The organism is Stenotrophomonas sp. Ste96 (assembly GCF_024519495.1).
GTDB lineage: Bacteria > Pseudomonadota > Gammaproteobacteria > Xanthomonadales > Xanthomonadaceae > Stenotrophomonas > Stenotrophomonas bentonitica_A.
The window spans coordinates 259,608-281,471 of record NZ_JALJRX010000002.1; the positions used below are offsets into that span (position 1 = coordinate 259,608).

Sequence of the window (21,864 nt, forward strand, 5' to 3'; positions counted from 1 at the left end):
CTGCAACTCAGTCTCGGCTCCGATACGCGGCGGCCGCGATTATTTCAACTATTGTTTCAGGAGTTAGTACATGTCTGATCGTCAGCAGGGCACCGTGAAGTGGTTCAACGATGCCAAGGGCTTCGGCTTCATCACCCCGGAAAGCGGCCCGGACCTCTTCGTGCATTTCCGCGCGATCCAGGGCACCGGCTTCAAGTCGCTGCAGGAAGGCCAGAAGGTGACCTTCGTCGCCGTGCAGGGCCAGAAGGGTATGCAGGCTGACCAGGTGCAGGCGGTCTAATCGACCCCCCGCAACCGTAAGGTCGCCTTGAACGCCGGAAGCGAAAGCTTCCGGCGTTTTTTATTGGGCGATGCCTGGCCATGGTCGACGCGGCGCAGGTTGAAGACGTCACCGTGTCAGCCACCCGGTTACGATGCCGCTTTGCCCCTGCGGAACCGTCGATGATCAAGGTGCACCATCTGGACCACTCCCGCTCGCTGCGCGTGCTGTGGATGCTTGAAGAGCTGGGCTTGCCGTATCAGGTGGTCAACTACCAGCGCGATCCCAAGACCTGGCTGGCACCGCAGGCACTGCGTGACGTGCACCCGCTGGGCAAGTCCCCGGTGCTGCAGGACGATGCACTGGTATTGGCTGAATCCGGCGCGATCCTGGAGTACCTGGCCGACCGCTATGACAGCGGCCGCCAGCTCTCGCCCGAACCGATGCCGGCGCAGGCTCCGGAACGCGTGCGTTATCGGTACTGGCTGCACTACGCCGAAGGCTCGGCGATGCCGCCGCTGGTGATGACACTGGTGTTTTCGAGGCTACGCAATGCGCCGATGCCGTTCTTCGCCAAGCCGATCGCACGCTCCATCGCCGACAAGGCGCTGAAGGGGTTCGTGGGGCCGCAGGTGAAGCTGCACATGGACTGGATGGAGCGCGAGCTGGGCCAGTCGCCGTGGTTTGCCGGTGAGCGCTTCACCGCAGCGGACATCCAGATGAGTTTCCCGATCCAGGCCGCCGCCGCGAGAGGGGGCGATATGGCCGCCTACCCGCGGCTGCAGTCCTTCCTGAGCCGGATCGAACAGCGCCCGGCCTACCAGCGTGCGGTGGAGCGGGGCGGTCCGCTGAACCTGGGCGGCGGTTCACGCTGAGCTTGCGGGGCAGCCCGGCTGCCCCCATTTCATGCGGATGAGCACCCAGCCCCTGCGTTTCGATAACCGCTTCATCCGTGACCTGCCCGGCGATCCGGAAACCGGCGCGCGCGTGCGCGAGGTGCGCCAGGCCGCGTGGTCCTCGGTGATGCCGACCCCGGTCGCCGCCCCACGGCTGCTGGCGTACTCGCCGGACGTGGCCGCGCTGCTGGGCATGGGCGAGGACCTGATCCAGAGCGAGGACTTCGCGCGGGTGTTCGGCGGCAATGCGCTGTATGCCGGGATGGCACCGTGGGCGGCCAACTACGGTGGGCATCAGTTCGGCCACTGGGCGGGGCAGCTCGGCGATGGCCGTGCGATCTCGCTGGGCGAACTGCTCACCCCGGAAGGGGCGCACTGGGAACTGCAGTTGAAGGGCGCCGGGCGCACGCCTTACTCGCGCGGTGCCGATGGGCGTGCGGTGCTGCGCTCGTCGATCCGCGAGTTCCTGTGCAGCGAGGCGATGCATCACCTCGGGGTGCCGACCACGCGCGCGTTGAGTCTGGTCGGCACCGGCGATGCGGTCGTGCGTGACATGTTCTATGACGGTCATCCGCAGGCCGAGCCCGGCGCGATCGTCTGCCGCGTCGCGCCGTCCTTCATCCGTTTCGGCACGTTTGAACTGCCGGCCTCGCGCGGCGACACCGCGTTGCTGCGGCAGTTGGCCGATGTCTGCATCGCGCGCGATTTTCCTGCGCTGGCAGAGGCGGGCGAGGCACGCCACGCACGCTGGTTCGCCGAGATCTGCGAACGCACCGCAGTGCTTGTCGCGCACTGGATGCGCGTGGGGTTCGTGCATGGCGTGATGAACACCGACAACCTGTCGATTCTGGGTCTCACCATCGATTACGGCCCGTATGGCTGGGTTGAGGACTACGATCCGGAGTGGACCCCCAACACCACCGATGCGCAGGGCCGGCGCTATCGCTTCGGCACGCAGCCGCAGGTGGCGTACTGGAATCTCACCCGGCTCGCGCAGGCATTGGCACCGCTGTTCGAGGATGTCACCCCGCTGCATGACGGGCTGGCACGGTTCCAGCAGGTGCACGCCGAATGCGAGCGCGCCGACATCGCCGCCAAGCTGGGCCTGGACACCTGCCGCGATGACGATGTGGCGCTGATGGCCGCGTGGCTGGAGATCCTGCACGAGGGGGAGATGGACATGACCATCGCCTTCCGTGGCCTGATGGATCTCGATCCCGCCGCGCCGTCGGTGGCGGTGCTGGAAGACGCGTTCTACAGCCCGGCACACCGGGACGCGGTGCTGCCGTCATTGCAGGCGTGGCTGCAGCAGTACGCGGCGCGGCTGCGCGCCGATGGGCTGAGCGCGCAGGCGCGGCAGCAGCAGATGGGCCGCGCCAACCCGGTGTACGTGCTGCGCAACTGGCTGGCCCAGGAAGCGATCGAGCAGGCCGAGCAGGGCGATCCGAGCGGGGTGCACACGCTGCTGGAGGTGTTGCGACGCCCGTATGAGGTACAGCTCGGGCGGGAGCACTTCGCGGGCAAGCGGCCCGAGTGGGCCCGTGAGAAGGCCGGCTGCTCGATGCTGTCCTGCAGCTCATAGCGCAGTAGGAGCGCTGCGCTGGTTGCTGCCCTCCATCGGACGTTTCCACCCGTGAATTCTGCCTTGATGCCGCCTGGCTGATGCTGGGCCGTGCGCGTCGCCGTGCCTGCGTCTACGACAATGGTCGTACGGACGATGTTCGATAATCGCACGCATAGTCGATAAACGCACTTGAATGGTGCAGTGCGATAAACCTACTTTCAATCCCGTTCCAAGCGATCCACCTCTGGCGGGCGAGGGCAGTACCGAACCGGTACTGAAGCCAGGTGCAGGGGAAGACCGCCGGAGTCCCTTTCCCTGTGCGGAGTATGCGCATGCGTTGCCGTCTGTCTGCTGTTTCCCTGTCCCTGCTTGCCGTGCTGCCATCGCTGGCGCAGGCCTTCCAGGCCGAACCTGCGCGCACGTCACTGGAGGTGCTGCGGGTGGAGCGCTATGCCGATGATGCCAACCCGGGTTCGCTGCGCTGGGCGATCAGTACCGCCAACCAGGCGCCGGGGCGCTACCGGATCGAGATTGCCGCGGTGGGCAACGCCCCCTACGTGATCCGTCCGGCCACGCCGCTGCCGGAGATCGTCGGGCCGGTGCAGATCGTCGGCACGCCGTGGGCACGCGATGGCCAGTACGTCGCCATCGACGGCTCGGCCTACGTCACCGGTACCGGCACCGATGCCTGCCCGGGGGCCGAACCCGGCCAGTCCGGCACCAACGTGCGTACCACTACGTTGCCGGGGCTGGTCCTGCGCGATACCCGCGGCGTGGAACTGACCGGGCTGGAAGTCCGGAACTTCTGCATCGGCGTGTTGATCAACCGCAGCAGCCACAACGAGATCCATGACAACCGCATCGTCGCCAACAAGGGCGGTGCCGGGATCATGCTCACCGGCGACGATGGCAAGGGCCAGTCCACGGCCACCACCACGGTGCACAACCGGATCGTACGCAATCAGTTCGTGGATAACGGCGATGGGCTGGAGCTGACCCGTGGTGCCGCCTGGAACCTGGTGGCCGACAACCTGTTCCAGTCCACGGCTGCCAATCCCGAACCGTCGCAGGGCATCGAGATCCTGTGGGGCAACGACAACACGGTGGTACGCAACCGCTTCATCGATTACTCCGATGGCCTGCAGATCAACTGGGGCAACCGCAACTACATTGCGGCCAACACCTTCAGCGGCAACTCGATCGGGCTGAGCATCACCGGCAGCGAAAACGTGGTCGACGGCAACACCATCACCGGCAACGGGATCGGCATTGCAGTGCGACCGCAACCGGTCAGCGCACCGAACCGGTTCAGCGCCAACCGGATATTCGGCAACGGGCTGAAGATCGAGCGCTGTGAAGCGGGTGGTGCCTGCGCCACGGGCCAGCCGCGCGGTGCGATTGTGTTCGGTGTGCCGGGGCTGGAGCACGCCAGCTTCATCGGTTCGCGCGGGCGGGGAGTGGAGAATGATCCGGCCAAGCGCGCGCGCATCTGTACCGCGCCGGGCCAGGCCGAGTGCCAACCGGCGCCCAATCTCGGCCAGGCCGCGCCGACGTTGCAGGCGGTGCAGGGCAGTGGTGCCGCGCGCACGGTTCAAGGTGTGCTTCACGGCGTGGCCGGGCAGCGCTATCAGGTGGAAGTGTTCGGCAACCGTGCCGCCGACGGTCGCGAAGCCGAACGCCTGCTCGGCACGGTCGAGGCGCTCACCGATGCGCAGGGGCAGGGCCGCTTCACGCTGGCGCTGCCGACCACCGGCGAGACGGCCGAGATCGCCACCGTGACCGCCACCGCGACTTCCGCGCTGGGCGCGACCTCGCCCCTCAGCGCGCCGCTGTCGCTGCGCTGATTCCCTCTTCGAGACACACCCATGGCTGCTCTGATCCGAACCTCTCTGTCCACGCTGGTTGCCACGGCGCTGCTGTGCCCGGCGCTGGCCGCCGCACAGTCCGCCAACCGCTACGACGGCGCCACCCTCACCGGCGATTGGGGTGGCACCCGCACCGCGCTGGACGAACGTGGCATCCGCTTCCGCGGCGACTATGTCGGCGAGGCGATGGGCGTGGTCGACGGCGGTTATGGCCGAACCGGCGCGCGCTATGCCCAGCAGGTGCGCGTGGGCGTGGATCTGGACATGGGCACACTGGCCGGCTGGAGCGGCGGCGCGTTCCACGTCACCCTCAACGACCGTCGCGGCAACAGCACCTCGGCCGATCTGGTCGGCAACCGCTTCCCGATCCAGGAGGCCTACGGTGGCCAGTACACCCGCCTCACCGAAGCCAGCTACGACCAGACCTTCAACGCCGGCCAGTCGTATTTCAAGCTGGGCTACTACGCGATGGGCAACCAGTTCGGCCTGCACAGCCTGCTGACCCACTTCGTCAATGCGGCGTTCTGTGCGCATCCGCTGGCGATGTCCGGCAACAGCGGCTGGTACAACTACCCCACGGCGCGCTGGGGGGGTGAAGTGGCCCAGCAGGTCAGCCCGGCGCTGAACGTGCGCACCGGGTGGTTCCAGGTCAACCCCAATCTGGGCGGCAACATCGAACGCAATGCCTTCCGTCCGTTCGTCTCGGGTACCACCGGCTCGCTGTTCCCGGTGGAGGTGACCTGGACGCCGGACAAGGGCGGCGCCCATCCGGGCGTGTACAAGTTCGGTGGCTACTACGACACCTCACGGGTCAACCAGCGTGGCCTGGATACCTCGCCGACCACGGGGCGCCACGGTGCCTACGTGCTGGCCGAGCAGCGCCTGACCCGCGAAGCAGGGGATCCGCAGCGCGGGCTGACCGCGTTCGCGCAGTACATGGTGTCCGACACCGATACCGCGCAGATCCGGCGCTGGTATGCGCTGGGCGGTGTCTACCAGGGCATCGGCTCGCGCGCGCAGGACAGCATCGCGCTGGGCTATGTCGGTGCGGACATCAACCGCCGCCTGGTCGATGCGCGCCGCGCCGATCTCGTCGGCATGGGCGTGCCGGGCGATTCGCCGCTGTACCAGCTCAGCCAGGCCGAAGAACTGTTCGAGCTGACCTACAGCATCCAGGTCACGCCCTGGCTGATGATCCGCCCGGACGTGCAGTACATCGTCAATCCCGGCACGTTCGCCTATACCCGCACCGACAACGCCTGGGCGTTGGGTGTACAGACCAAGGTCACCTTCTGATGCGCGTGTTCACTCCCTATCTGTTGGCCGCCGTGCTGGGCGGCGTGGCATCCGTTGCGCAGGCCGCCCCACCGGCGGTGACGCCGTTGCAGGTCGGTGCGCTGCGCATCGGTGAAGGCGCGCCGCGCACCATCGTGCCGATCACCGGTGCCACCGCGGCACTGGCGCTGCAGCAGGCGGCGGCGATCGCGGCCAGCCCGGCCACCGACCTGGCCGAGTGGCGCATCGATTACCTGGACATCGCCACCGACGGCAAGGCGCTGGTCGCGCTCGGCAAGCGCATCGCGCGCACGCTGGACGGCAAGCCGATGATCGTCACCTTCCGCACCCAGGCCGAAGGCGGAAGCAAGCCGATCAGCGATGCAGACTATGCCGCGCTGTACACCACGCTGCTGCGTGGCCAGTTCGCCCAGTTGATCGACGTGGAGATGTTCCGCGACCCGGCCCGGGTCACGGCCCTGGTCGAGCAGGCACACAAGGCCGGGGTGAAGGTGGTGATGTCCAGCCACGACTTCCACGCCACGCCCGCCCGCGAGGAAATCGTCGCGCGGCTGCTGCGGCAGGATGCGATGGGTGCGGACGTGCTCAAGATCGCGGTGATGCCGCACGACGCGGGTGATGTGCTCACCCTGCTGGATGCTACCTGGCAGGTCCGCCAGCGCAGCAGCAAGCCGCTGCTGACCATGTCCATGGGCGGGACCGGCGTGGTCTCCCGGCTGGCCGGTGAGACCTTCGGCCAGGCACTGACCTTCGGGATGATCGGCACGCCTTCGGCCCCGGGCCAGGTCGAGGTCGACCAGCTGCAGTCGGTGCTCCAGGTCATCCATGCCTCCAGCCAGGCCGGTCGTTGAGACCTCCCCGCCGGACACCCTCCGCATCACGTTGTCGCAGGATCCTTGTATGAGCCATGCCGCCGCCTCCGCTTCGCCGCTCGTGCTCGAGCGGATGAGCCCCTTCCAGTGGACCGCCATCGCGATCTGCGTGCTGTTGAACATGCTCGATGGCTTCGATGTGATGGTGATGGCCTTCACCGCGCCGCACGTATCGGCCGACTGGGGGCTGTCGGGCAAGGTGCTGGGCATCATGCTCAGTGCGGGCCTGGTCGGGATGGCACTGGGCTCGTTCCTGCTCGCGCCGCTGGCCGACCGCTGGGGCCGCCGGCCGATGATCATGCTCTGCCTGGTGATCCTGACCGTGGGCATGGCCGCATCGGCGCTGGCCGCCAATGCCTGGCAGCTTGCGGCACTGCGTGTGTTCACCGGCATCGGCATCGGCGGCATGCTGGCCGGGGTAGGGGTGATCACGGCCGAGTATGCCAACGCCAAATGGCGCAGCACGGCCGTGGCGATGCAGGCCACCGGGTATCCCATCGGAGCCACCCTCGGCGGCCTGCTGGCGGCGTGGATGCTGGAGCATTTCAGCTGGCACAGCGTGTTCCTGATCGGCGCCGGTGCATCGCTGCTTTGCATTCCGCTGGTGCTGGCCTGCCTGCCCGAATCGCTGGACTTCCTGGTCGCGCGGCGGCCGAAAGATGCATTGCCGCGACTCAATGCGTTGCTGGTGCGCATGCGCATGCCGGCGCTGCAGGCATTGCCGCCGGCACCGGTGCGTGCCGATGGACGCAAAGGCTATGCCGCACTGTTCGTGGGCGACCTGCGCCGGGTGGCGGTGCTGATCGCGCTGGCCTTCTTCCTGCACATGTTCGCGTTCTACTTCGTCCTGAGCTGGACCCCGAAACTGCTGGTCTCGGCCGGCGTCTCGGCGCAGCAGGGCATCACCGGCGGCGTGCTGCTCAATCTGGGGGGCATCGTGGGTGGCAGCCTGTTCGGCTGGCTCGCCTCGCGCTGGGCACTGTCGCGGCTGACCGCCGCCAGCCTGGTGCTGGCCATGCTGGCGATGCTGCTGTTCGCCGCCTTCAACACCCGCCTGGAGATCGCCTTCCCGATCGCGTTCGTCATCGGCGCAGCGCTGTTCGGTGCGATGGCCGGGCTGTATGCGGCCGCGCCGGTGGTGTTCGCGGCGGACGTACGCACCACCGGCCTTGGCTGGGCGATCGGCATCGGGCGTGTCGGCGCGATTCTCTCGCCGCTGAGTGTTGGCCTGCTCGTCGATGCGGGGTGGTCGCCGGCAGCGCTGTACGTGCTGTGCGCGCTGCCGCTGGCACTGGCTGCGTGGGCCTGCCTGGGCCTGCGCGTCGGCGTTGGCCAGACGCGTACCTGAGCGCCGCGGCGCATGACGATGGTGTGCGATTATCGAATCAGGTGGCCGAATATCGGATTGACCGTGCGCAGTGCGCTGCGCACCATGGTCACCTCCCGAGTCTTCCCGCAGGTGGCCGCGCATCGCAGCGCGTGGCAAGGAGCAATGCAGTGATCGACAAGACCGTGGCCAGCGCTGACGCAGCGGTGGCCGATATCCACGACGGCGCAACGGTGATGATCGGCGGCTTCGGTACCGCCGGCATGCCCGACGCGCTGATCGATGCCCTGATCGCGCAGGGCGCGCGCGGGCTGACCATCATCAACAACAACGCCGGCAACGGCGACAGCGGGCTGGCCGCACTGATCCAGCACAAGCGCGTGCGTCGCATCATCTGTTCGTTCCCACGCCAGTCCGATTCGCAGCATTTCGATGCGGCCTACCGCGCCGGCGAGATCGAGCTGGAGCTGGTGCCGCAGGGCAACCTGGCCGCGCGCATCCACGCGGCCGGCTCGGGGCTGGGCGCGATCTTCACTCCCACCGGTTACGGCACCGAGCTTGCACAAGGCAAGGAAACCCGCGAAATCGACGGCCGCCATTACGTGCTCGAGTATCCGCTGCATGCCGACTTCGCCTTGATCAAAGCGCACCATGGCGACCGCTGGGGCAACCTGGTCTACCGCAAGACCGCGCGCAATTTCGGCCCGCTGATGGCGATGGCCGCGCGCTGTGCGATCGTCCAGGTGGAATCCGTGGTGCCGCTGGGTGAACTCGATCCCGAGGCGGTGGTGACCCCGGGGATTTTCGTGCAGCGGGTGGTCGAACTTCCCGCGTCCACCGGTGCAGGAGTGCGCGCATGAACCGCCTCAGCCGCGAACAGATGGCCGCCCGCGTCGCGCGGGACATCCCCGAAGGTGCCTACGTGAATCTGGGCATCGGGCTGCCGACCACGGTGGCCAACTTCCTGCCGGCCGACAAGGAGATCTTCCTGCAGTCGGAGAACGGGCTGCTGGGCATGGGCCCGGCACCGGCCGCCGGTGATGAGGACCCGGACCTGATCAACGCCGGCAAGCAGCCGGTCACCCTGCTCACCGGTGGCTGCTATTTCCACCATGCTGATTCGTTCGCGATGATGCGCGGCGGCCACCTGGATATCTGCGTGCTCGGTGCGTTCCAGGTCTCGGCGCAGGGCGACCTGGCCAACTGGAGCACCGGTGCGGCCGATGCGATTCCGGCGGTAGGCGGTGCGATGGATCTGGCGATTGGCGCCAAGCAGGTCTTCGTGATGATGGACCTGCTCACCAAGCAGGGGCAGAGCAAGCTGGTGGCCGAATGCAGCTACCCGCTGACCGGGCTGCGCTGCGTCTCGCGGGTCTATACCGATGTCGCCGTGTTCGACCTGGGCAAGGACGGCGCGACCGTGCTGGAGATGGTTGACGGGGTGACGCTGGCGCAGCTGTGCGAGCTGACCGGCCTGCCACTGCAGATGCGTGAGGGAGCCTGACATGAGCCTGCACGAAACCTATATCGTCGATGGTATCCGCACCCCGATCGGCCGTTATGCCGGTGCGCTGTCCGGCATCCGTGCCGACGACCTGGGCGCGCTTCCGATCAAGGCGCTGCTGGCACGTCACCCGCAGCTGGATCCGGCGCTGATCGACGAGGTGTACCTGGGCTGTGCCAACCAGGCCGGCGAGGACAACCGCAACGTGGCACGGATGAGCCTGCTGTTGGCCGGTCTGCCGGTCAGCGTGCCGGGCAGCACCGTCAACCGGTTGTGCGGCTCGGGCCTGGATGCGATCGGCACGGTGGCCCGCGGCATCGCCGCTGGCGAACTCGGGTTGGCCATCGCCGGCGGGGTCGAATCGATGTCGCGTGCGCCGCTGGTGATGGGCAAGCCGGGGGCCGCGTTCGCGCGTGACCAGACCCTGGAAGACACCACCATGGGCTGGCGCTTCATCAACCCGCGCCTGCGCGAGCTGCACGGCGTGGAAACCATGGGCCAGACCGCGGAAAATGTCGCCGAGCGCTACGCGATCTCGCGCGAGGACCAGGATGCCTTTGCGCTGCGCAGCCAGCAGCGCACCGCTGCGGCCCAGCAGCGCGGATTCTTCGAGGGCGAGATCGTCGCGGTCGATGCGCCGGGCCGCAAGCGCGGCGAAAGCGTGCGCGTGGCGCACGACGAACACCCGCGTGCCGATACCACGATCGAGGCGCTGGCCAGGCTCAAGCCGCTGTTCCGCCAGCCCGGCACCGTCACGGCCGGCAATGCCTCGGGCATCAACGATGGTGCGGCCGCATTGCTGCTGGCCTCCGGTGCGCAGGTACAGGCGCTGGGGCTGACGTCGCGCGCGCGCATCCTCGGGTTTGCCAGCGCCGGCGTGGAGCCGGCGATCATGGGCATGGGTCCGGTGCCGGCCACCCGGCGCCTGCTGGCCCGGTTGGGCCTGGGCATCGGCGATTTCGATGCGATCGAGCTCAATGAGGCCTTCGCCTCGCAGGGGCTGGCCTGCCTGCGCGAGCTTGGGCTCGCCGACGATGCCGCGCACGTCAATGCCAACGGCGGCGCCATCGCGCTCGGTCATCCGCTGGGCATGAGCGGCGCGCGGCTGGCACTCACACTGCTGCGCCAGCTGGAGGCCAGCGGTGGCCGACGCGGCCTGGCCACCATGTGCATCGGTGTCGGCCAGGGCGTGGCGCTGGCGATCGAGCGCGTCTGAATCCGTTTTCCACTTTTCCGCTTCACGGCCGCTGTCGCCTCGGCGTGGCAGCGTGCCGTAGCACCACAGCCGCGGTCTTCCGGCCGCCCGCCAACTGGAGTACGCCATGAGCGATCCCACTGACCTGCGCGGTTACCGCAGGCCGTACCCCGGCACCCAGCCGGACCGCATCCATCTGCCGTATGCCTCCACGCGCCTGCGCGGCCCGGGCCGCGATCCGATCCGGATTCCGGCCACGTTGTCCGAAGTGACCGGGCCCGCCCTGGACCGCATCACCCTGGGCAAGCACGCGGCCGACCTGACCGCCGGCTTCAAGGGCCAGCCGCTGGGCGAGCGCATCGTGGTCAGTGGCCGGGTGCTGGATGAGAACGGGCGCCCGGTCCGCAACCGCGTGGTCGAGGTGTGGCAGTGCAACGCCGCCGGCCGCTACCTGCACAAGGGCGACCAGCACGACGCACCGCTGGACCCCAACTTCACCGGTACCGGCCAGGTGCTCACCGATGATCACGGTCGCTACCGCTTCACCACCATCAAGCCGGGCGCGTACCCGTGGCGCAACCACTTCAACGCGTGGCGGCCGGCGCACATCCATTTCTCGCTGCATGGCGAGGGCATCGGGCAGCGTCTGGTCACCCAGATGTACTTCCCCGGCGATCCGCTGCTGGCGTTCGATCCGATCTACAACTGCGTGGACGATGACAAGGCCCGCGCGCGCATGGTGTCCTCGTTCGATTGGGAAAACACCGAGAACGAATTCGCGCTGGGCTATCGATTCGATATCGTCCTGCGCGGCCGCAAAATGACCGTGTGGGAGTAAGCAGATGAGTTTCCAATCCACTCCGTGGCAAACCGTGGGCCCGTACTACCGCCTGGGCCTGGAACCGCTGTACCGCACTGATATCGCACCGGCACAGGCGCAGGGTGAGCGCGTGCAGGTACAGGGGCAGGTGTTCGATGGCCTGGGCGTTCCCGTGTCCGATGCCGTGCTGGAAATCTGGCAGGCCGATGCGCAGGGCATCTATGCGCACCCGGAAGACCCGCGGCATGCCGATCACGATCCGGCGTTCGACGGCTGGGGCCGAGTGCCGACCGATGAGCAGGGGCGCTTTGCCTTCACCACGGTGCGCCCGGGCAGCGTCGCAGGGCCAAAGGGCCAGGCGCAGGCGCCGCACCTGATGGTGCTGGTGTTCATGCGCGGCCTGCTGCGGGCGGCCAGTGCGCGCCTGTATTTCAGCGACGCCCCCGGCACTGCCGAGGATCCGATCCTCGCCCTGGTGCCGGCCGAGCGCCGCGCCACCCTCATCGCACAGGCCCAGGGCAATGGCCTGTACCACTGGGACGTGCGCATGCAGGGTGAGCTGGAAACGGTCTTCTTTGATTACTGAGCCCGCCCTGCACGTCGCGCCGACCGCGCGCGGGTAAGCTGGTTCCTACTGTGAATGGATGGCGCGTGATGAGCGATTCCTACTCCCTGCTCGGTGGCCTGTTCGGTGCGCCGGAGGTCGATGCGGTGTTCACCGACACCGCGCGGTTGCAGGCGATGCTCGATGTTGAAGCCGCGCTCGCACGGGCGCAGGTGCGCTGTGCGGTGATCCCCGCCGCGGCGTTGGGGCCGATCGAAGCGGCGTGCCAGGCCGCGCTGTATGACGTGTCAGCGCTGGGCCGTGCAACGGCGCTGGCCGGCAATCCCGCCATTCCGCTGGTCAAGGCGTTGACCGCGCAGGTGGCACGCGACAGCGCCGAGGCAGCGCGGTGGGTGCATTGGGGCGCGACCAGCCAGGACATCATCGACACCGGCGCGGTGCTGCAGTTGCGCGCCGCACTGGGCTGGGTGCAGGACCGCCTGCAACTGCTCTGCGATGCCGTTGCGGGATTGGCCGATGCCGAACGCGGTACCGGTTTGCCCGGCCGCACGCTGCTGCAGCAGGCGGTGCCGGTGACCTTCGGCTTGAAGGCCGCCGGCTGGCTCGATGCACTGCAGCGCAGCCGGCGTCGCCTGCAGGCCCTGCATGCCGATGCGCTGGTGCTGCAGTTCGGCGGTGCTGCGGGGACGTTGGCATCGCTGCAGACGCGCGGCCTGGACGTGGCCCAGGCGCTGGGCGAGGAGCTTGGGTTGCCGGTGCCTTCCTTGCCCTGGCACACCGCACGCGATCGCGTGGCCGAGTTCGGCAGCGCGTTCGCCTTGTTGACCGGCACGCTGGGCAAGATCGCCACCGATATCGTGCTGCTGATGCAGTCCGAAGTGGCCGAGGCCTTCGAGCCGGCCGGCGAGGGCAAGGGCGGTTCCTCAGCGATGCCACACAAGCGCAACCCGGTCGGCTGCGTGGCGGCGATCGCGGCGGCCAGCCGGGTGCCGGGTCTGCTGTCCACGCTGTTCGTGGCGATGCCGCAGCCGCACGAGCGCGCCGCTGGGCAGTGGCATGCCGAGTGGGAAACCGTGCCCGAGATCGTGCGCCTGTGCGCTGGCAGCCTGGCCCAGGTAACGGGAGTGGTGCAGGGCCTGCAGCTTGACCGCGCACGCATGCAGCAGCACCTGGACAGCCACGGCGGCCTGCTCTATGCCGAGGCGGTGGCGGTGACGCTGGCCGAAGTAATGGGAAAGTCCGCCGCACACGCGCTGGTGGAACACGCCGCGCGCCAAGCGCTTGCGCAGCACCAGCACCTGCGTGACGTGCTCGCGCAGATCCCCGAGGTCACCGCGCAGTTGTCGCCCACGCAGCTGGACGCGTTGTTCGCACCCGACAGCTGGCGCGGCATGGCCGATACCTGGATCGACCGCGTGCTTGCGCAGCGTTGATCCGACCATTTTCTGGAGTGTTGCATGCCGTTTCTTGAGCTGGAATCGCACCGCCTGCATTACCGCATCGATGGGGCGGTCGATGCGCCGTGGCTGACGTTCTGCAACTCGCTGGGCACCGACCTGCACATGTGGGACCGGCAGGTCGATGCGTTGTCGGCACGGTTCCGTATCCTGCGCTATGACCGCCGCGGGCATGGCCAGTCCAGCGCCGCCCCGGGCCTGTATAGCGTCGCCGGGCTGGGCGCGGACGTGGTGGCACTGTGGGACCACCTGGGGGTGGAGCGCAGCCATTTCTGCGGGCTTTCCATCGGCGGGCTGACCGGGCAATGGCTGGGCGTGCATGCCGGTGAGCGTCTGCACACGCTGACCGTGGCCGCCACGGCCGCGAAGATCGGCACGCTGGAAAGCTGGAACACACGCATTGAGCAGGTACGACGCGATGGCCTGCTGCCGCTGCGCGAGGGAACGGCCGAGCGCTGGTTCACCCCGGCCTTCGCGCACGCGGCGCCGGCCGTGGTGGAGGACATCCTGCAGCGCTTCGTTGCCACGGACGTGGGCGGTTACATCGGCTGCTGCCATGCCGTGGCCACGGCCGACTTCCGCGATCAGCTGGGGCGCATCCCGGTGCCGACACTGGCGATCGCCGGCGACGATGATCCGGTGTGCCTGCCGGCGGATCTGGACGCCATCGCGCAGGGTGTGGCCGATGGTCGCGCCATCGCGGTGCCCGGGCGCCACATCTGCAACATCGAATCCGCCGAGGCGTTCACCGCAGCGCTCGCCGCCCATCTTCGCTGACCGGCCACCGATGGTCGGCACGCCCCCACCTCACAACGAGCAGCCCACAATGGACGAACAGGAACGATACGAAGCCGGCCTCGCCGTACGCCGCGCCGTGCTCGGTGACGCGCACGTAGAGCGCTCGCTGCAGGCACGCACCGATTTCACCGAGGAGTTCCAGGCCTTCATCACGCGCACGGCGTGGGGCACGGTCTGGACGCGCGAGGGCCTGCCGCGGCATACGCGCTCGCTGTTGACCATCGTGATGATGGTGGCGCTGGGCCACGACGAAGAGTTCAAGCTGCACATCCGCGCCGCCCGCAACAACGGCGTCACCCCGGACGAGATCAAGGAAGCCTTGCTGCAGGCTGCGATCTACTGTGGCGTACCTGCCGCCAATCACGCCTTCGCGCTGGCCAGGCCGATCCTCGAAGAGCAGGCGGGCGAACAGACCGGGTGACGGCATCGCCGGCCACGGGCGCCATCTCCGGCGACCAACGCCACCGCCGCCCACCAACGCCATCGCCGCCCACCAACGCACGGGTAGTGCCGGCCGCTGGCCGGCAACCCCACAACGCCAGACAACCCCGCTTCAGTGCAGCAGGTTGCCCAGCCGCTGCGCCGCTTGGCGCAGCCGCGGCAGCAGCTGCGATTGCATGACGCCCAGGCTGATACGCCCGGCCTGGGTGCCGATGTTGAGCGCGCCCACCACGGTGCCATTGCGCGCATGCACCGGTACGGCGATCGAGCGAAGGCCGATCTCCAGTTCCTGGTCCACCAGGGAAATACCATCGCGGCGCACGCGATCGAGCATCTCCAGGAAGTCCTCCATGCGCGTGACGGTGCGCTCGGTGCGGGGCCGCAACGGATTGCGCTCCAGGTAGCTTTCCAGTGTGTCGCGCGGCAATGCCGCGAGCAGCACGCGGCCCATCGAGGTGCAGTACGCCGGCAGGCGGCTGCCGGCGCGCAGGCCGATCGACATGATCCGCACTGTTTCAGCGCGGGCCACGTAAAGCACATCATCACCGTCGAGCACGCCCAGCGAGCACGACTCATGCAGGTCGTCGCGAAGCGCATCCAGCACGGGCTGGGCAGCAGCGGTCATCGACGAAGAGGCCACGTAGGCGCCGCCAATGCCGAGTACGCGCGGCAGCAGCACGAAGCCACGGCCCTGCTCACCCACGTAGCCCAGCTTCTCCAGCGTGTACAGCACGCGCCGCACGGCCGCGCGCGATATACCGGTTTCGGTGCTGATCTGCGACATCGTCACTTCGCGCGGGTGCTGCGAAAACACACTCAGCACGACCAGGCCACGGCCAAGGGACGTCATGAAATCCGGATCGCCCTGGTTGTCCTGGATCTGCTGCATCAGCTCGTGGCTGAGCCCGCGATCCTGTGGTGGGGCAGGGGCGCGCTTGGGACGACGGCTGGGAGGTGCGGCAGACATGGCGGTGGTTCGTGCTCGGTGATCGTGCATGGTAAGGGCTGCACGCGGCGAAGCGAAGCCGCCGCGCCACGGTCGGTGGACCGTGGCGCGCGCGAATCAGCGCGTGGCCGGCAACGCGTAGGCGATCACGTAGTCGCCACGATCCGGCGACTGGCGTGCGCCACCGGCGGAAATCACCACGTACTGGCGGCCGGTCTTCGGCGACACATACGTGATCGGCGTGCCTTGGCTGCCTACCGGCAGCCGGGCTTTCCACACTTCTTCGCCGGTGCGGCTGTCGTAGGCGCGCAGGTAGTAATCCTGGGTGCCCGCGAAGAACAGCAGACCCGATTGCGTGGCCAGCGAGCCGCCCAGGGTCGGCATGCCGATCGGAATCGGCAGGCGCATCTTGATGCCCATCGGCCCGGTGTCCTTGACCGTGCCGACCGGCACCTGCCAGACCAGCTCGTGGGTGGCCAGGTTGATCGCCGACATCGTGCCGAACGGCGGTTGCTGGCACGGGATGCCCAGCTTGGACAGGAAGCGATCACGCAGCGAGCCATACGGCGTGCCGGTCTGCGAGGCGGCGCCCATTTCCACGCCGCCGGCGCCTTCGGTCATCTGCGCGCGCGGAATGAGCTTGGTCCACAGGCCCAGGCGCATATCGTTGACGAACAGGTAGCCAGTGGTCGGATCCACCGATGCGCTGCCCCAGTTCATGCCGCCCAGCGAACCCGGCCACTGCAGCGCGAGGTCTTCGCCCGGCGGGGTGAACATACCCTCGTAACGGAAGCCCTTGAACTGGATGCGGCACAGCATCTGATCGATCGGCGTGGCGCCCCACATGTCCGATTCGGTCAGGGTCTGCGCACCGATCTGCGGCAGGCCTACCGACAGCCGCTGGGTCGGGGAATAACGCTCACCATCGGCCTTGCCCTGCGGCGCCTTGATGTCGCGCACCTCGGTGATCGGCTGGCCGGTGGCGCGGTTGAGCATGAACACCTGCCCGGCCTTGGTGACCTGCAGCAGGGCGGGCAGGGTGCCGCCCTTGCCATCGGGCACGTCGGTCAGGGTCGGCTGTGCGGGCAGATCGTAATCCCACAGATCGTGATGCACGGTCTGGTACACCCAGCGCTCTTTACCGGTGGCTACATCCAGCGCCACCACCGCCGAGCTGTACTTGTCATCCTGCGGGGTGCGCTCGCCGGCCCACTGGTCCGGCGTGGTGTTGCCGGTGGGCAGATAGACCAGGCCCAGCTGCGGGTCATAGGCCATCGAGGTCCACACGTTCGGAGTAGCGCGGGTGTAATGGATCGAGGGATCCAGCGGCACTTCCGGGGTTTCCCTGGAAAGGTCCCAGACCCATGCCAGCGCACCGGTACGCACGTTGTAGGCGCGCACCACGCCGGACGGCTCGCCGACCTCGATGTTGTCGGCCACGCGGCCGCCCACGATCACCAGCTCACCGGCCACCAGCGGTGCGGCGGTGAGGGTGTAGAAGCCGGGCTTGATCTCGCCCATGCCCTGCTTGAGGTCGACCACGCCGTTGTCGCCGAAATCGGTGCACGGCGCGCCGGTGGCCGCATCCAGCGCGAACAGGCGCGCATCGATGGAGGTCATCAGGATCCGCTTTTCGCAGATCGCCGGCGCGCTACCGGCGACGGCGGCCGCCGGTGATCGCGGGGCTTCGGGCGCAGGCACCGCCGGGGCAGCCGCCGCCACGGTGGGTACGCCACTCAAGGGCAGGCTGGCATCGAAGTAGCCCAGTCCGCGGCAGCGCTGCCAGTTCGGTGCGGTGGCCTTGGGATCGAACGCCCAGCGTTGCTGGCCGCTGTCCACATCCATCGCGATCACCCGGTTGTGCGGCGTGCACAGGTACAGGGTCTGCCCGATCTGCAGCGGCGTGAGCTGGTCTTCGGCGCCGAAGCCATCGCTCTGCGGCACATCGCCGGTGTGTGCGGTCCAGGCGACCTGCAGCTGGGCCACGTTGGCCGGTGTGATCTGGTCCAGCGCGGCGAAGCGGGTGCCGGCCGTGGTGTTGCCCCAGTGCATCCAGTCGCGCTGTTCGCTGCCCTTGGCGACCGGCACCACGGCCGGGCGCGCGCCCTGCGCGGTAACGACCGGACGCGGCTGGAAGGCGGAGACCGCGGTGCCCAGCAGGCCGACCAGCAGCAGGGCAGCGACAGCATAGGCCCCGCGCCCGGCGGGCTGCCCGCGGCTGCGCTTGAGCGCCGGCCAGGCCAGCGCCACCAGCATCGCCAGTACGGCAGGCATCACCAGCCGCGAGACCAGCGGCCAGAACGCCAGCCCGGCATCGGCCAGGGCCCACACCACGGTGGCGATGAAGGCCACCGCATACAGTGCCGCGCCGAGCGGACGTCGCAGGACCAGCAGCAGGCCGGCCAGCAGCGAACCGCCGCCCATCAGCAGGAAGTACCAGCTGCCGCCGAGCTGGACCAGGCGGATGCCGCCCACCAGCAGGGCGAGCCCGAACAGCATCACCACGATGCCAAGAATGACCACCAGAGTGCGGCCCAGGGCCGACGGTTTCGTGTTCTCGTCCACGTTGCATGAACCTCTACAGGAAATCCGGTGCCGACCGGCACCGGTCAGGCCCGCGCGCGCCTTGCGTGGCGGGGACCATGGGTCGCTTCGCTGCTTATCGCGGAAGCGAGGTGAACAACCAGTCAGGGCGATTATCGCACGTGTGTGCGAATTCGAGGTGAGCGGACGATGTCATTGCTGGAACGCAGCAATGCCCAGGCGCCGGGGACCGGCAGCCCTGCGCCGAAGCGTTTACCCTATGCCACCCTGTTCGTTTCCAACCCCATGACCGAGTCTTCCGCCACGCCCGCCTGGGCCGGCCGCCTGCGCGACATCGCCGATTTCCCCAAGCCGGGCATCCTGTTCAAGGACATCATGCCGCTGCTCGCCGACGGCCCGGATTTCGCGGCCGCCATCGATGCGATGGTCGCGCCCTGGCGCGATGCCAACCTGCAGGCGGTGATGGGGATCGAGTCGCGCGGCTTCATCCTCGGCGCGGCCATGGCGCGGGTGCTGGGCGTGGGTTTCGTGCCGGTGCGCAAGCCGGGCAAGCTGCCGGGCAAGGTGCTGCGCCAGGATTACACCCTGGAATACCGGACCGACAGCATTGAAGTACACGCCGATGCCTTGTCGGCCGGCGCCCGCGTGCTGGTGGTCGATGATGTGCTGGCCACGGGCGGCACGCTGCTGGCGGCGTTGTCGCTGGCCCGCCAGCTGCAGGTCGAGGTGGTCGGTGCGGCTGTGCTGGTGGAACTGGCCGGGCTTGGCGGCCGCGAGCGCTGGACGAGTGACGTCCCGCTGCTGGCCAACCTGGTCTATTGAGCCGGAAATCCGCGCGGGCGCGCCGGCACGGGTAGTGCCGGCCGCTGGCCGGCACCTCAAACGCCCCGACGCAAGTGCAGCCGACCAACGGTCGGCTCTACCGCTCAGACATCCATCTTGCGTACGCGGAACCGGCGGCCCTTGATCTTGCCGGCCTCCAGCTGGGCGATCGCCCGGCCGGCCTGCTCGCGCGCAATGGCGACATACGAGCGCGTGGCGTAGATATCGATCTTGCCGATGTACTTGGCGGCCAGCCCGGCATCGCCGGTCAGCGCCCCCAGGATGTCGCCAGGACGCAGCTTGTCGGTCTTGCCGCCATCGATGCGCAGCGTGGTCATTGCCGCCTGCGGCAGCACCGGCGGGCGTGCGGTGGCCAGCGGCGTCTTCTGCCAGTCCAGCGGCTTGCCCTGTGCGGCTTCGAGCGCATCGGCGCGGTTGCGCTCGCGATGCGTCACCAGGCTGATCGCCAGGCCGGTCGCACCGGCGCGGCCGGTACGGCCCACGCGATGCTCATACGTTTCGATGTCGGTCGGCAGCTCGTAATTGATCACCGCCGCCAAGTCCTGCACATCCAGCCCGCGCGCGGCCACGTCGCTGGCGACCAGCACGTTGCAGCTGCGGTTGGCGAAGCGCACCAGCACTTCGTCGCGGTCGCGCTGTTCCATCTCGCCGTGCAGCGGCAGCGCGGAGAAGCCGAACTGCTGCAGCGAAATGGCGACATCGTCGACATCGCGGCGGGTGTTGCAGAACACCACGGCCGATTCGGGCGTGTACTTGAGCAGCAGGCCGGCCAGCGCCTTCTGCTTCAGTGCCAGTTCGGTCTCGCAGAACAGGTGGCGGATGGCCGGCGCATGGTCGGCGCCTTCCACGGTTACTTCCACCGGGTCGCGCAGCAGCACGCGGGCGATCTCGCGGATCTCATCCGGGAACGTTGCCGAGAACAACAGCGTCTGGCGGTCCTTGCTGGTGCGCCCGGCGATCTCGCGGATCGGCTCCTCAAAGCCCATGTCGAGCATGCGGTCGGCTTCATCCAGCACCAGGGTGGTGACGCCGCCCAGGTGCAGCACGCGCTTGCGGCCCAGTTCCTGGATGCGCCCGGGGGTGCCGACCACGACCTGCGGATCGTGCGCTTCCAGCGAGGCCAGCTGCGGGCCCAGCGGCATGCCGCCGGTCAGCACCAGCAGCTTGAGGTTCGGAATGCCGGTCGCCAGCTTGCGGATCTGCTTGCCGACCTGATCGGCCAGTTCGCGGGTCGGGCACAGCACCAGCGCCTGGGCGCGGGTCACCGACGGGTCCAGCGCCTGCAGCAGGCCCAGCCCGAAAGCCGCGGTCTTGCCGCTGCCGGTCGGGGCCTGTGCGATGACATCGCGGCGCTCGAGGATGGCCGGCAGGCTCTGGGCCTGCACGGGGGTGAGCGAGGTATAGCCCATGGCATCGATGCCGGGCAGCAGCGCTGGTTTCAGCGGCAGGGAGGAGAATTCAGACATGCGATAGTGTCGCAGAAGTCCGCCCCGCGTGCCTCAGCCCAGCAGTGCGCGCATGCCCAGGTTGATCCCCAGCCCGCCCGCCAGCAGCCAACCGAACAGCAGCAGCGCCAGCAGCAGCGGCTTCATACCGGCCTTGCGCAGGGCCGACACATGCGTGGTCAGGCCAAGCGCGGCCATGGCCATGGCCAGCAGCACGGTGTCCAGATCGATCGCTGCGCTGACGATGGCGGCCGGCAGCACCTGCAGCGAGTTGAGCCCGGCCACCGCGACGAAGCCGAACGCGAACCACGGCACCACGATCTTCGTGCGCTGGCCGCACGCACCCGGCACGCCACCGCGTGCGAGCAGCATCGACAGCCCGATCAGGAACGGGGCCAGCATCATCACCCGCACCATCTTGGCGATCACGGCGGTGTCGGCAGCCCCCTCGCTGACCGCGCGGCCGGCGGCGACCACCTGGGCGACTTCGTGCACGGTCGAGCCCGTGAACACGCCGTAGGCCTGGGTGTCCATCGGGATCCACCCGTGGGCAAGATTGAGCTGGTACAGCGCCGGATACAGGAACATCGCCAGCGTGCCGAACACCACCACGGTGGAGACCGCCACGGTCACCTGGTCTGCGCGCCCGCGCACCACCGGCTCGGCCGCCATCACCGCGGCCGCACCGCAGATCGAGCTGCCGGCACCGATCAGCAGGGCGCTCTCCCTGTCGAGCCCGAACCAGCGCGTGCCGGCCCACCACGCCAGCGCGAAGGTACTGGTCAGCACCAGCGCATCGGTCAGCACCCCGCCGACACCGACCTGGCCGATATCCTGGAAGGTCAGGCGCAGGCCGTACAGCACGATGCCCGCACGCAGCAGCCAGTGCTTGGAAAAGCCAACGCCGGCACCGGCCGAAGCCGCCAGCCGTGGGTAAAGCGTGTTGCCCAACGCGATGCCGAGCACGATGGCCAGGGTCAGCGCGCTGATGCCGTGCCTCTGCAGCCACGGCAGCGGCGCCAGTCCCATGGCCGCTGCAGCCACGGCGCCGGTCAGCAGCAGCCCGGGGAGGCGGCCACGCCAGCGCTGGGCGGTCGTGGGTGAGGGCAGGGCGGCAGCAGGGGTGTTCACGGGTAGCTCCAGTCAGTTCACAGCGATAGCCTGCGCCCCGCGCATAAACCTGTAAAACGCATTGTTATTGTCATATCGACCTGTTTGGTGAGTTAA

General features: G+C 68.3%; 20 protein-coding genes. 16 read left to right on the forward strand and 4 right to left on the reverse strand.

Annotation, left to right across the window (positions count from 1 at the left end):
• The first annotated feature begins 70 nt into the window (after positions 1–70).
• The 15 genes from OC373_RS08000 (at position 71) to pcaC (ending at position 14,839) form a co-directional block, all read left to right on the forward strand.
• A complete protein-coding gene (locus tag OC373_RS08000) occupies positions 71–280 on the forward strand; it encodes a cold-shock protein (protein ID WP_017356920.1) in 210 nt (69 codons plus the stop codon).
• Between the two features lie 161 nt (positions 281–441).
• Complete coding sequence (locus OC373_RS08005) at positions 442–1,134, forward strand: glutathione S-transferase (protein WP_070427182.1); 693 nt, start codon at positions 442–444, stop codon at positions 1,132–1,134.
• Between the two features lie 37 nt (positions 1,135–1,171).
• Positions 1,172–2,737, forward strand: coding sequence for a YdiU family protein (locus tag OC373_RS08010; RefSeq protein ID WP_261997425.1), 1,566 nt, complete (start codon positions 1,172–1,174; stop codon positions 2,735–2,737).
• Between the two features lie 314 nt (positions 2,738–3,051).
• Positions 3,052–4,563: a NosD domain-containing protein gene (locus OC373_RS08015; RefSeq protein WP_261997426.1), complete on the forward strand. Its 1,512-nt coding sequence runs from the start codon at positions 3,052–3,054 to the stop codon at positions 4,561–4,563.
• Between the two features lie 21 nt (positions 4,564–4,584).
• Positions 4,585–5,880, forward strand: a complete 1,296-nt coding sequence (locus tag OC373_RS08020) for a carbohydrate porin (RefSeq protein WP_261997427.1) — start codon at positions 4,585–4,587, stop codon at positions 5,878–5,880.
• Positions 5,880–6,731 (forward strand): type I 3-dehydroquinate dehydratase, encoded by an 852-nt coding sequence (gene aroD, locus OC373_RS08025; protein ID WP_261997428.1) that lies wholly within the window; start codon positions 5,880–5,882, stop codon positions 6,729–6,731. The genes OC373_RS08020 and aroD overlap by 1 nt, the downstream gene beginning before the upstream one ends.
• A gap of 49 nt (positions 6,732–6,780) precedes the next feature.
• Positions 6,781–8,100, forward strand: a complete 1,320-nt coding sequence (locus OC373_RS08030) for an MFS transporter (RefSeq protein ID WP_019183127.1) — start codon at positions 6,781–6,783, stop codon at positions 8,098–8,100.
• A 149-nt stretch (positions 8,101–8,249) separates the two neighbouring features.
• Positions 8,250–8,939 (forward strand): 3-oxoacid CoA-transferase subunit A, encoded by a 690-nt coding sequence (locus tag OC373_RS08035; RefSeq protein WP_261997429.1) that lies wholly within the window; start codon positions 8,250–8,252, stop codon positions 8,937–8,939.
• Positions 8,936–9,583 carry a 3-oxoacid CoA-transferase subunit B gene (locus OC373_RS08040; protein ID WP_046274345.1) on the forward strand — a complete coding sequence of 216 codons (648 nt, stop codon included), beginning with the start codon at positions 8,936–8,938 and terminating at the stop codon, positions 9,581–9,583. Before OC373_RS08035 ends, OC373_RS08040 begins: the two co-directional genes overlap by 4 nt.
• A gap of 7 nt (positions 9,584–9,590) precedes the next feature.
• On the forward strand, positions 9,591–10,799 hold the full coding sequence (gene pcaF, locus OC373_RS08045) for a 3-oxoadipyl-CoA thiolase (RefSeq protein WP_261997559.1): 1,209 nt from the start codon (positions 9,591–9,593) through the stop codon (positions 10,797–10,799).
• A 106-nt stretch (positions 10,800–10,905) separates the two neighbouring features.
• Entirely contained in the window at positions 10,906–11,616 is a 711-nt protein-coding gene (gene pcaH, locus OC373_RS08050) for a protocatechuate 3,4-dioxygenase subunit beta (protein WP_019183122.1), read from the forward strand.
• A 4-nt stretch (positions 11,617–11,620) separates the two neighbouring features.
• Positions 11,621–12,184 carry a protocatechuate 3,4-dioxygenase subunit alpha gene (gene pcaG / locus OC373_RS08055; protein ID WP_070473175.1) on the forward strand — a complete coding sequence of 188 codons (564 nt, stop codon included), beginning with the start codon at positions 11,621–11,623 and terminating at the stop codon, positions 12,182–12,184.
• Positions 12,185–12,252: 68 nt separating this feature from the next.
• Complete coding sequence (locus OC373_RS08060; RefSeq protein WP_261997430.1) at positions 12,253–13,596, forward strand: 3-carboxy-cis,cis-muconate cycloisomerase; 1,344 nt, start codon at positions 12,253–12,255, stop codon at positions 13,594–13,596.
• A 24-nt stretch (positions 13,597–13,620) separates the two neighbouring features.
• Positions 13,621–14,397, forward strand: a complete 777-nt coding sequence (gene pcaD / locus OC373_RS08065) for a 3-oxoadipate enol-lactonase (protein ID WP_261997431.1) — start codon at positions 13,621–13,623, stop codon at positions 14,395–14,397.
• 49 nt (positions 14,398–14,446) lie between these two features.
• Complete coding sequence (gene pcaC / locus OC373_RS08070) at positions 14,447–14,839, forward strand: 4-carboxymuconolactone decarboxylase (RefSeq protein WP_019183118.1); 393 nt, start codon at positions 14,447–14,449, stop codon at positions 14,837–14,839.
• A gap of 132 nt (positions 14,840–14,971) precedes the next feature.
• Here pcaC and OC373_RS08075 read toward each other — a convergent pair whose 3' ends face one another.
• Both OC373_RS08075 and OC373_RS08080 read right to left on the reverse strand, forming a co-directional pair.
• A complete protein-coding gene (locus OC373_RS08075) occupies positions 14,972–15,826 on the reverse strand; it encodes an IclR family transcriptional regulator C-terminal domain-containing protein (RefSeq protein ID WP_261997432.1) in 855 nt (284 codons plus the stop codon).
• Positions 15,827–15,922: 96 nt separating this feature from the next.
• Positions 15,923–18,370, reverse strand: a complete 2,448-nt coding sequence (locus OC373_RS08080) for a membrane-bound PQQ-dependent dehydrogenase, glucose/quinate/shikimate family (protein ID WP_261997433.1) — start codon at positions 18,368–18,370, stop codon at positions 15,923–15,925.
• A 264-nt stretch (positions 18,371–18,634) separates the two neighbouring features.
• Here OC373_RS08080 and OC373_RS08085 point away from each other — a divergent pair, with 264 nt between their 5' ends.
• Positions 18,635–19,171 carry an adenine phosphoribosyltransferase gene (locus tag OC373_RS08085; RefSeq protein ID WP_261997434.1) on the forward strand — a complete coding sequence of 179 codons (537 nt, stop codon included), beginning with the start codon at positions 18,635–18,637 and terminating at the stop codon, positions 19,169–19,171.
• 104 nt (positions 19,172–19,275) lie between these two features.
• Here the strand turns inward: OC373_RS08085 and dbpA are convergent, their stop codons facing one another.
• On the reverse strand, positions 19,276–20,658 hold the full coding sequence (gene dbpA / locus OC373_RS08090) for an ATP-dependent RNA helicase DbpA (protein WP_019183114.1): 1,383 nt from the start codon (positions 20,656–20,658) through the stop codon (positions 19,276–19,278).
• Positions 20,659–20,691: 33 nt separating this feature from the next.
• Positions 20,692–21,768, reverse strand: a complete 1,077-nt coding sequence (locus OC373_RS08095; RefSeq protein WP_261997435.1) for a YeiH family protein — start codon at positions 21,766–21,768, stop codon at positions 20,692–20,694.
• Positions 21,769–21,864 lie beyond the last annotated feature (96 nt).

Excerpts from the sequence above, each read along its gene's own strand:
- pcaD (WP_261997431.1), top strand. The coding sequence starts at position 13,621 with ATGCCGTTTCTTGAGCTGGAATCGCACCGCCTGCATTACCGCATCGAT.
- OC373_RS08010 (WP_261997425.1), top strand. The coding sequence starts at position 1,172 with ATGAGCACCCAGCCCCTGCGTTTCGATAACCGCTTCATCCGTGACCTG.
- pcaH (WP_019183122.1), top strand. The coding sequence starts at position 10,906 with ATGAGCGATCCCACTGACCTGCGCGGTTACCGCAGGCCGTACCCCGGC.
- OC373_RS08000 (WP_017356920.1), top strand. The coding sequence starts at position 71 with ATGTCTGATCGTCAGCAGGGCACCGTGAAGTGGTTCAACGATGCCAAG.
- OC373_RS08075 (WP_261997432.1), bottom strand. The coding sequence starts at position 15,826 with ATGTCTGCCGCACCTCCCAGCCGTCGTCCCAAGCGCGCCCCTGCCCCA.
- OC373_RS08020 (WP_261997427.1), top strand. The coding sequence starts at position 4,585 with ATGGCTGCTCTGATCCGAACCTCTCTGTCCACGCTGGTTGCCACGGCG.
- pcaC (WP_019183118.1), top strand. The coding sequence starts at position 14,447 with ATGGACGAACAGGAACGATACGAAGCCGGCCTCGCCGTACGCCGCGCC.
- OC373_RS08030 (WP_019183127.1), top strand. The coding sequence starts at position 6,781 with ATGAGCCATGCCGCCGCCTCCGCTTCGCCGCTCGTGCTCGAGCGGATG.
- OC373_RS08060 (WP_261997430.1), top strand. The coding sequence starts at position 12,253 with ATGAGCGATTCCTACTCCCTGCTCGGTGGCCTGTTCGGTGCGCCGGAG.
- OC373_RS08040 (WP_046274345.1), top strand. The coding sequence starts at position 8,936 with ATGAACCGCCTCAGCCGCGAACAGATGGCCGCCCGCGTCGCGCGGGAC.
- aroD (WP_261997428.1), top strand. The coding sequence starts at position 5,880 with ATGCGCGTGTTCACTCCCTATCTGTTGGCCGCCGTGCTGGGCGGCGTG.
- OC373_RS08005 (WP_070427182.1), top strand. The coding sequence starts at position 442 with ATGATCAAGGTGCACCATCTGGACCACTCCCGCTCGCTGCGCGTGCTG.
- dbpA (WP_019183114.1), bottom strand. The coding sequence starts at position 20,658 with ATGTCTGAATTCTCCTCCCTGCCGCTGAAACCAGCGCTGCTGCCCGGC.
- OC373_RS08015 (WP_261997426.1), top strand. The coding sequence starts at position 3,052 with ATGCGTTGCCGTCTGTCTGCTGTTTCCCTGTCCCTGCTTGCCGTGCTG.
- pcaG (WP_070473175.1), top strand. The coding sequence starts at position 11,621 with ATGAGTTTCCAATCCACTCCGTGGCAAACCGTGGGCCCGTACTACCGC.
- OC373_RS08085 (WP_261997434.1), top strand. The coding sequence starts at position 18,635 with ATGACCGAGTCTTCCGCCACGCCCGCCTGGGCCGGCCGCCTGCGCGAC.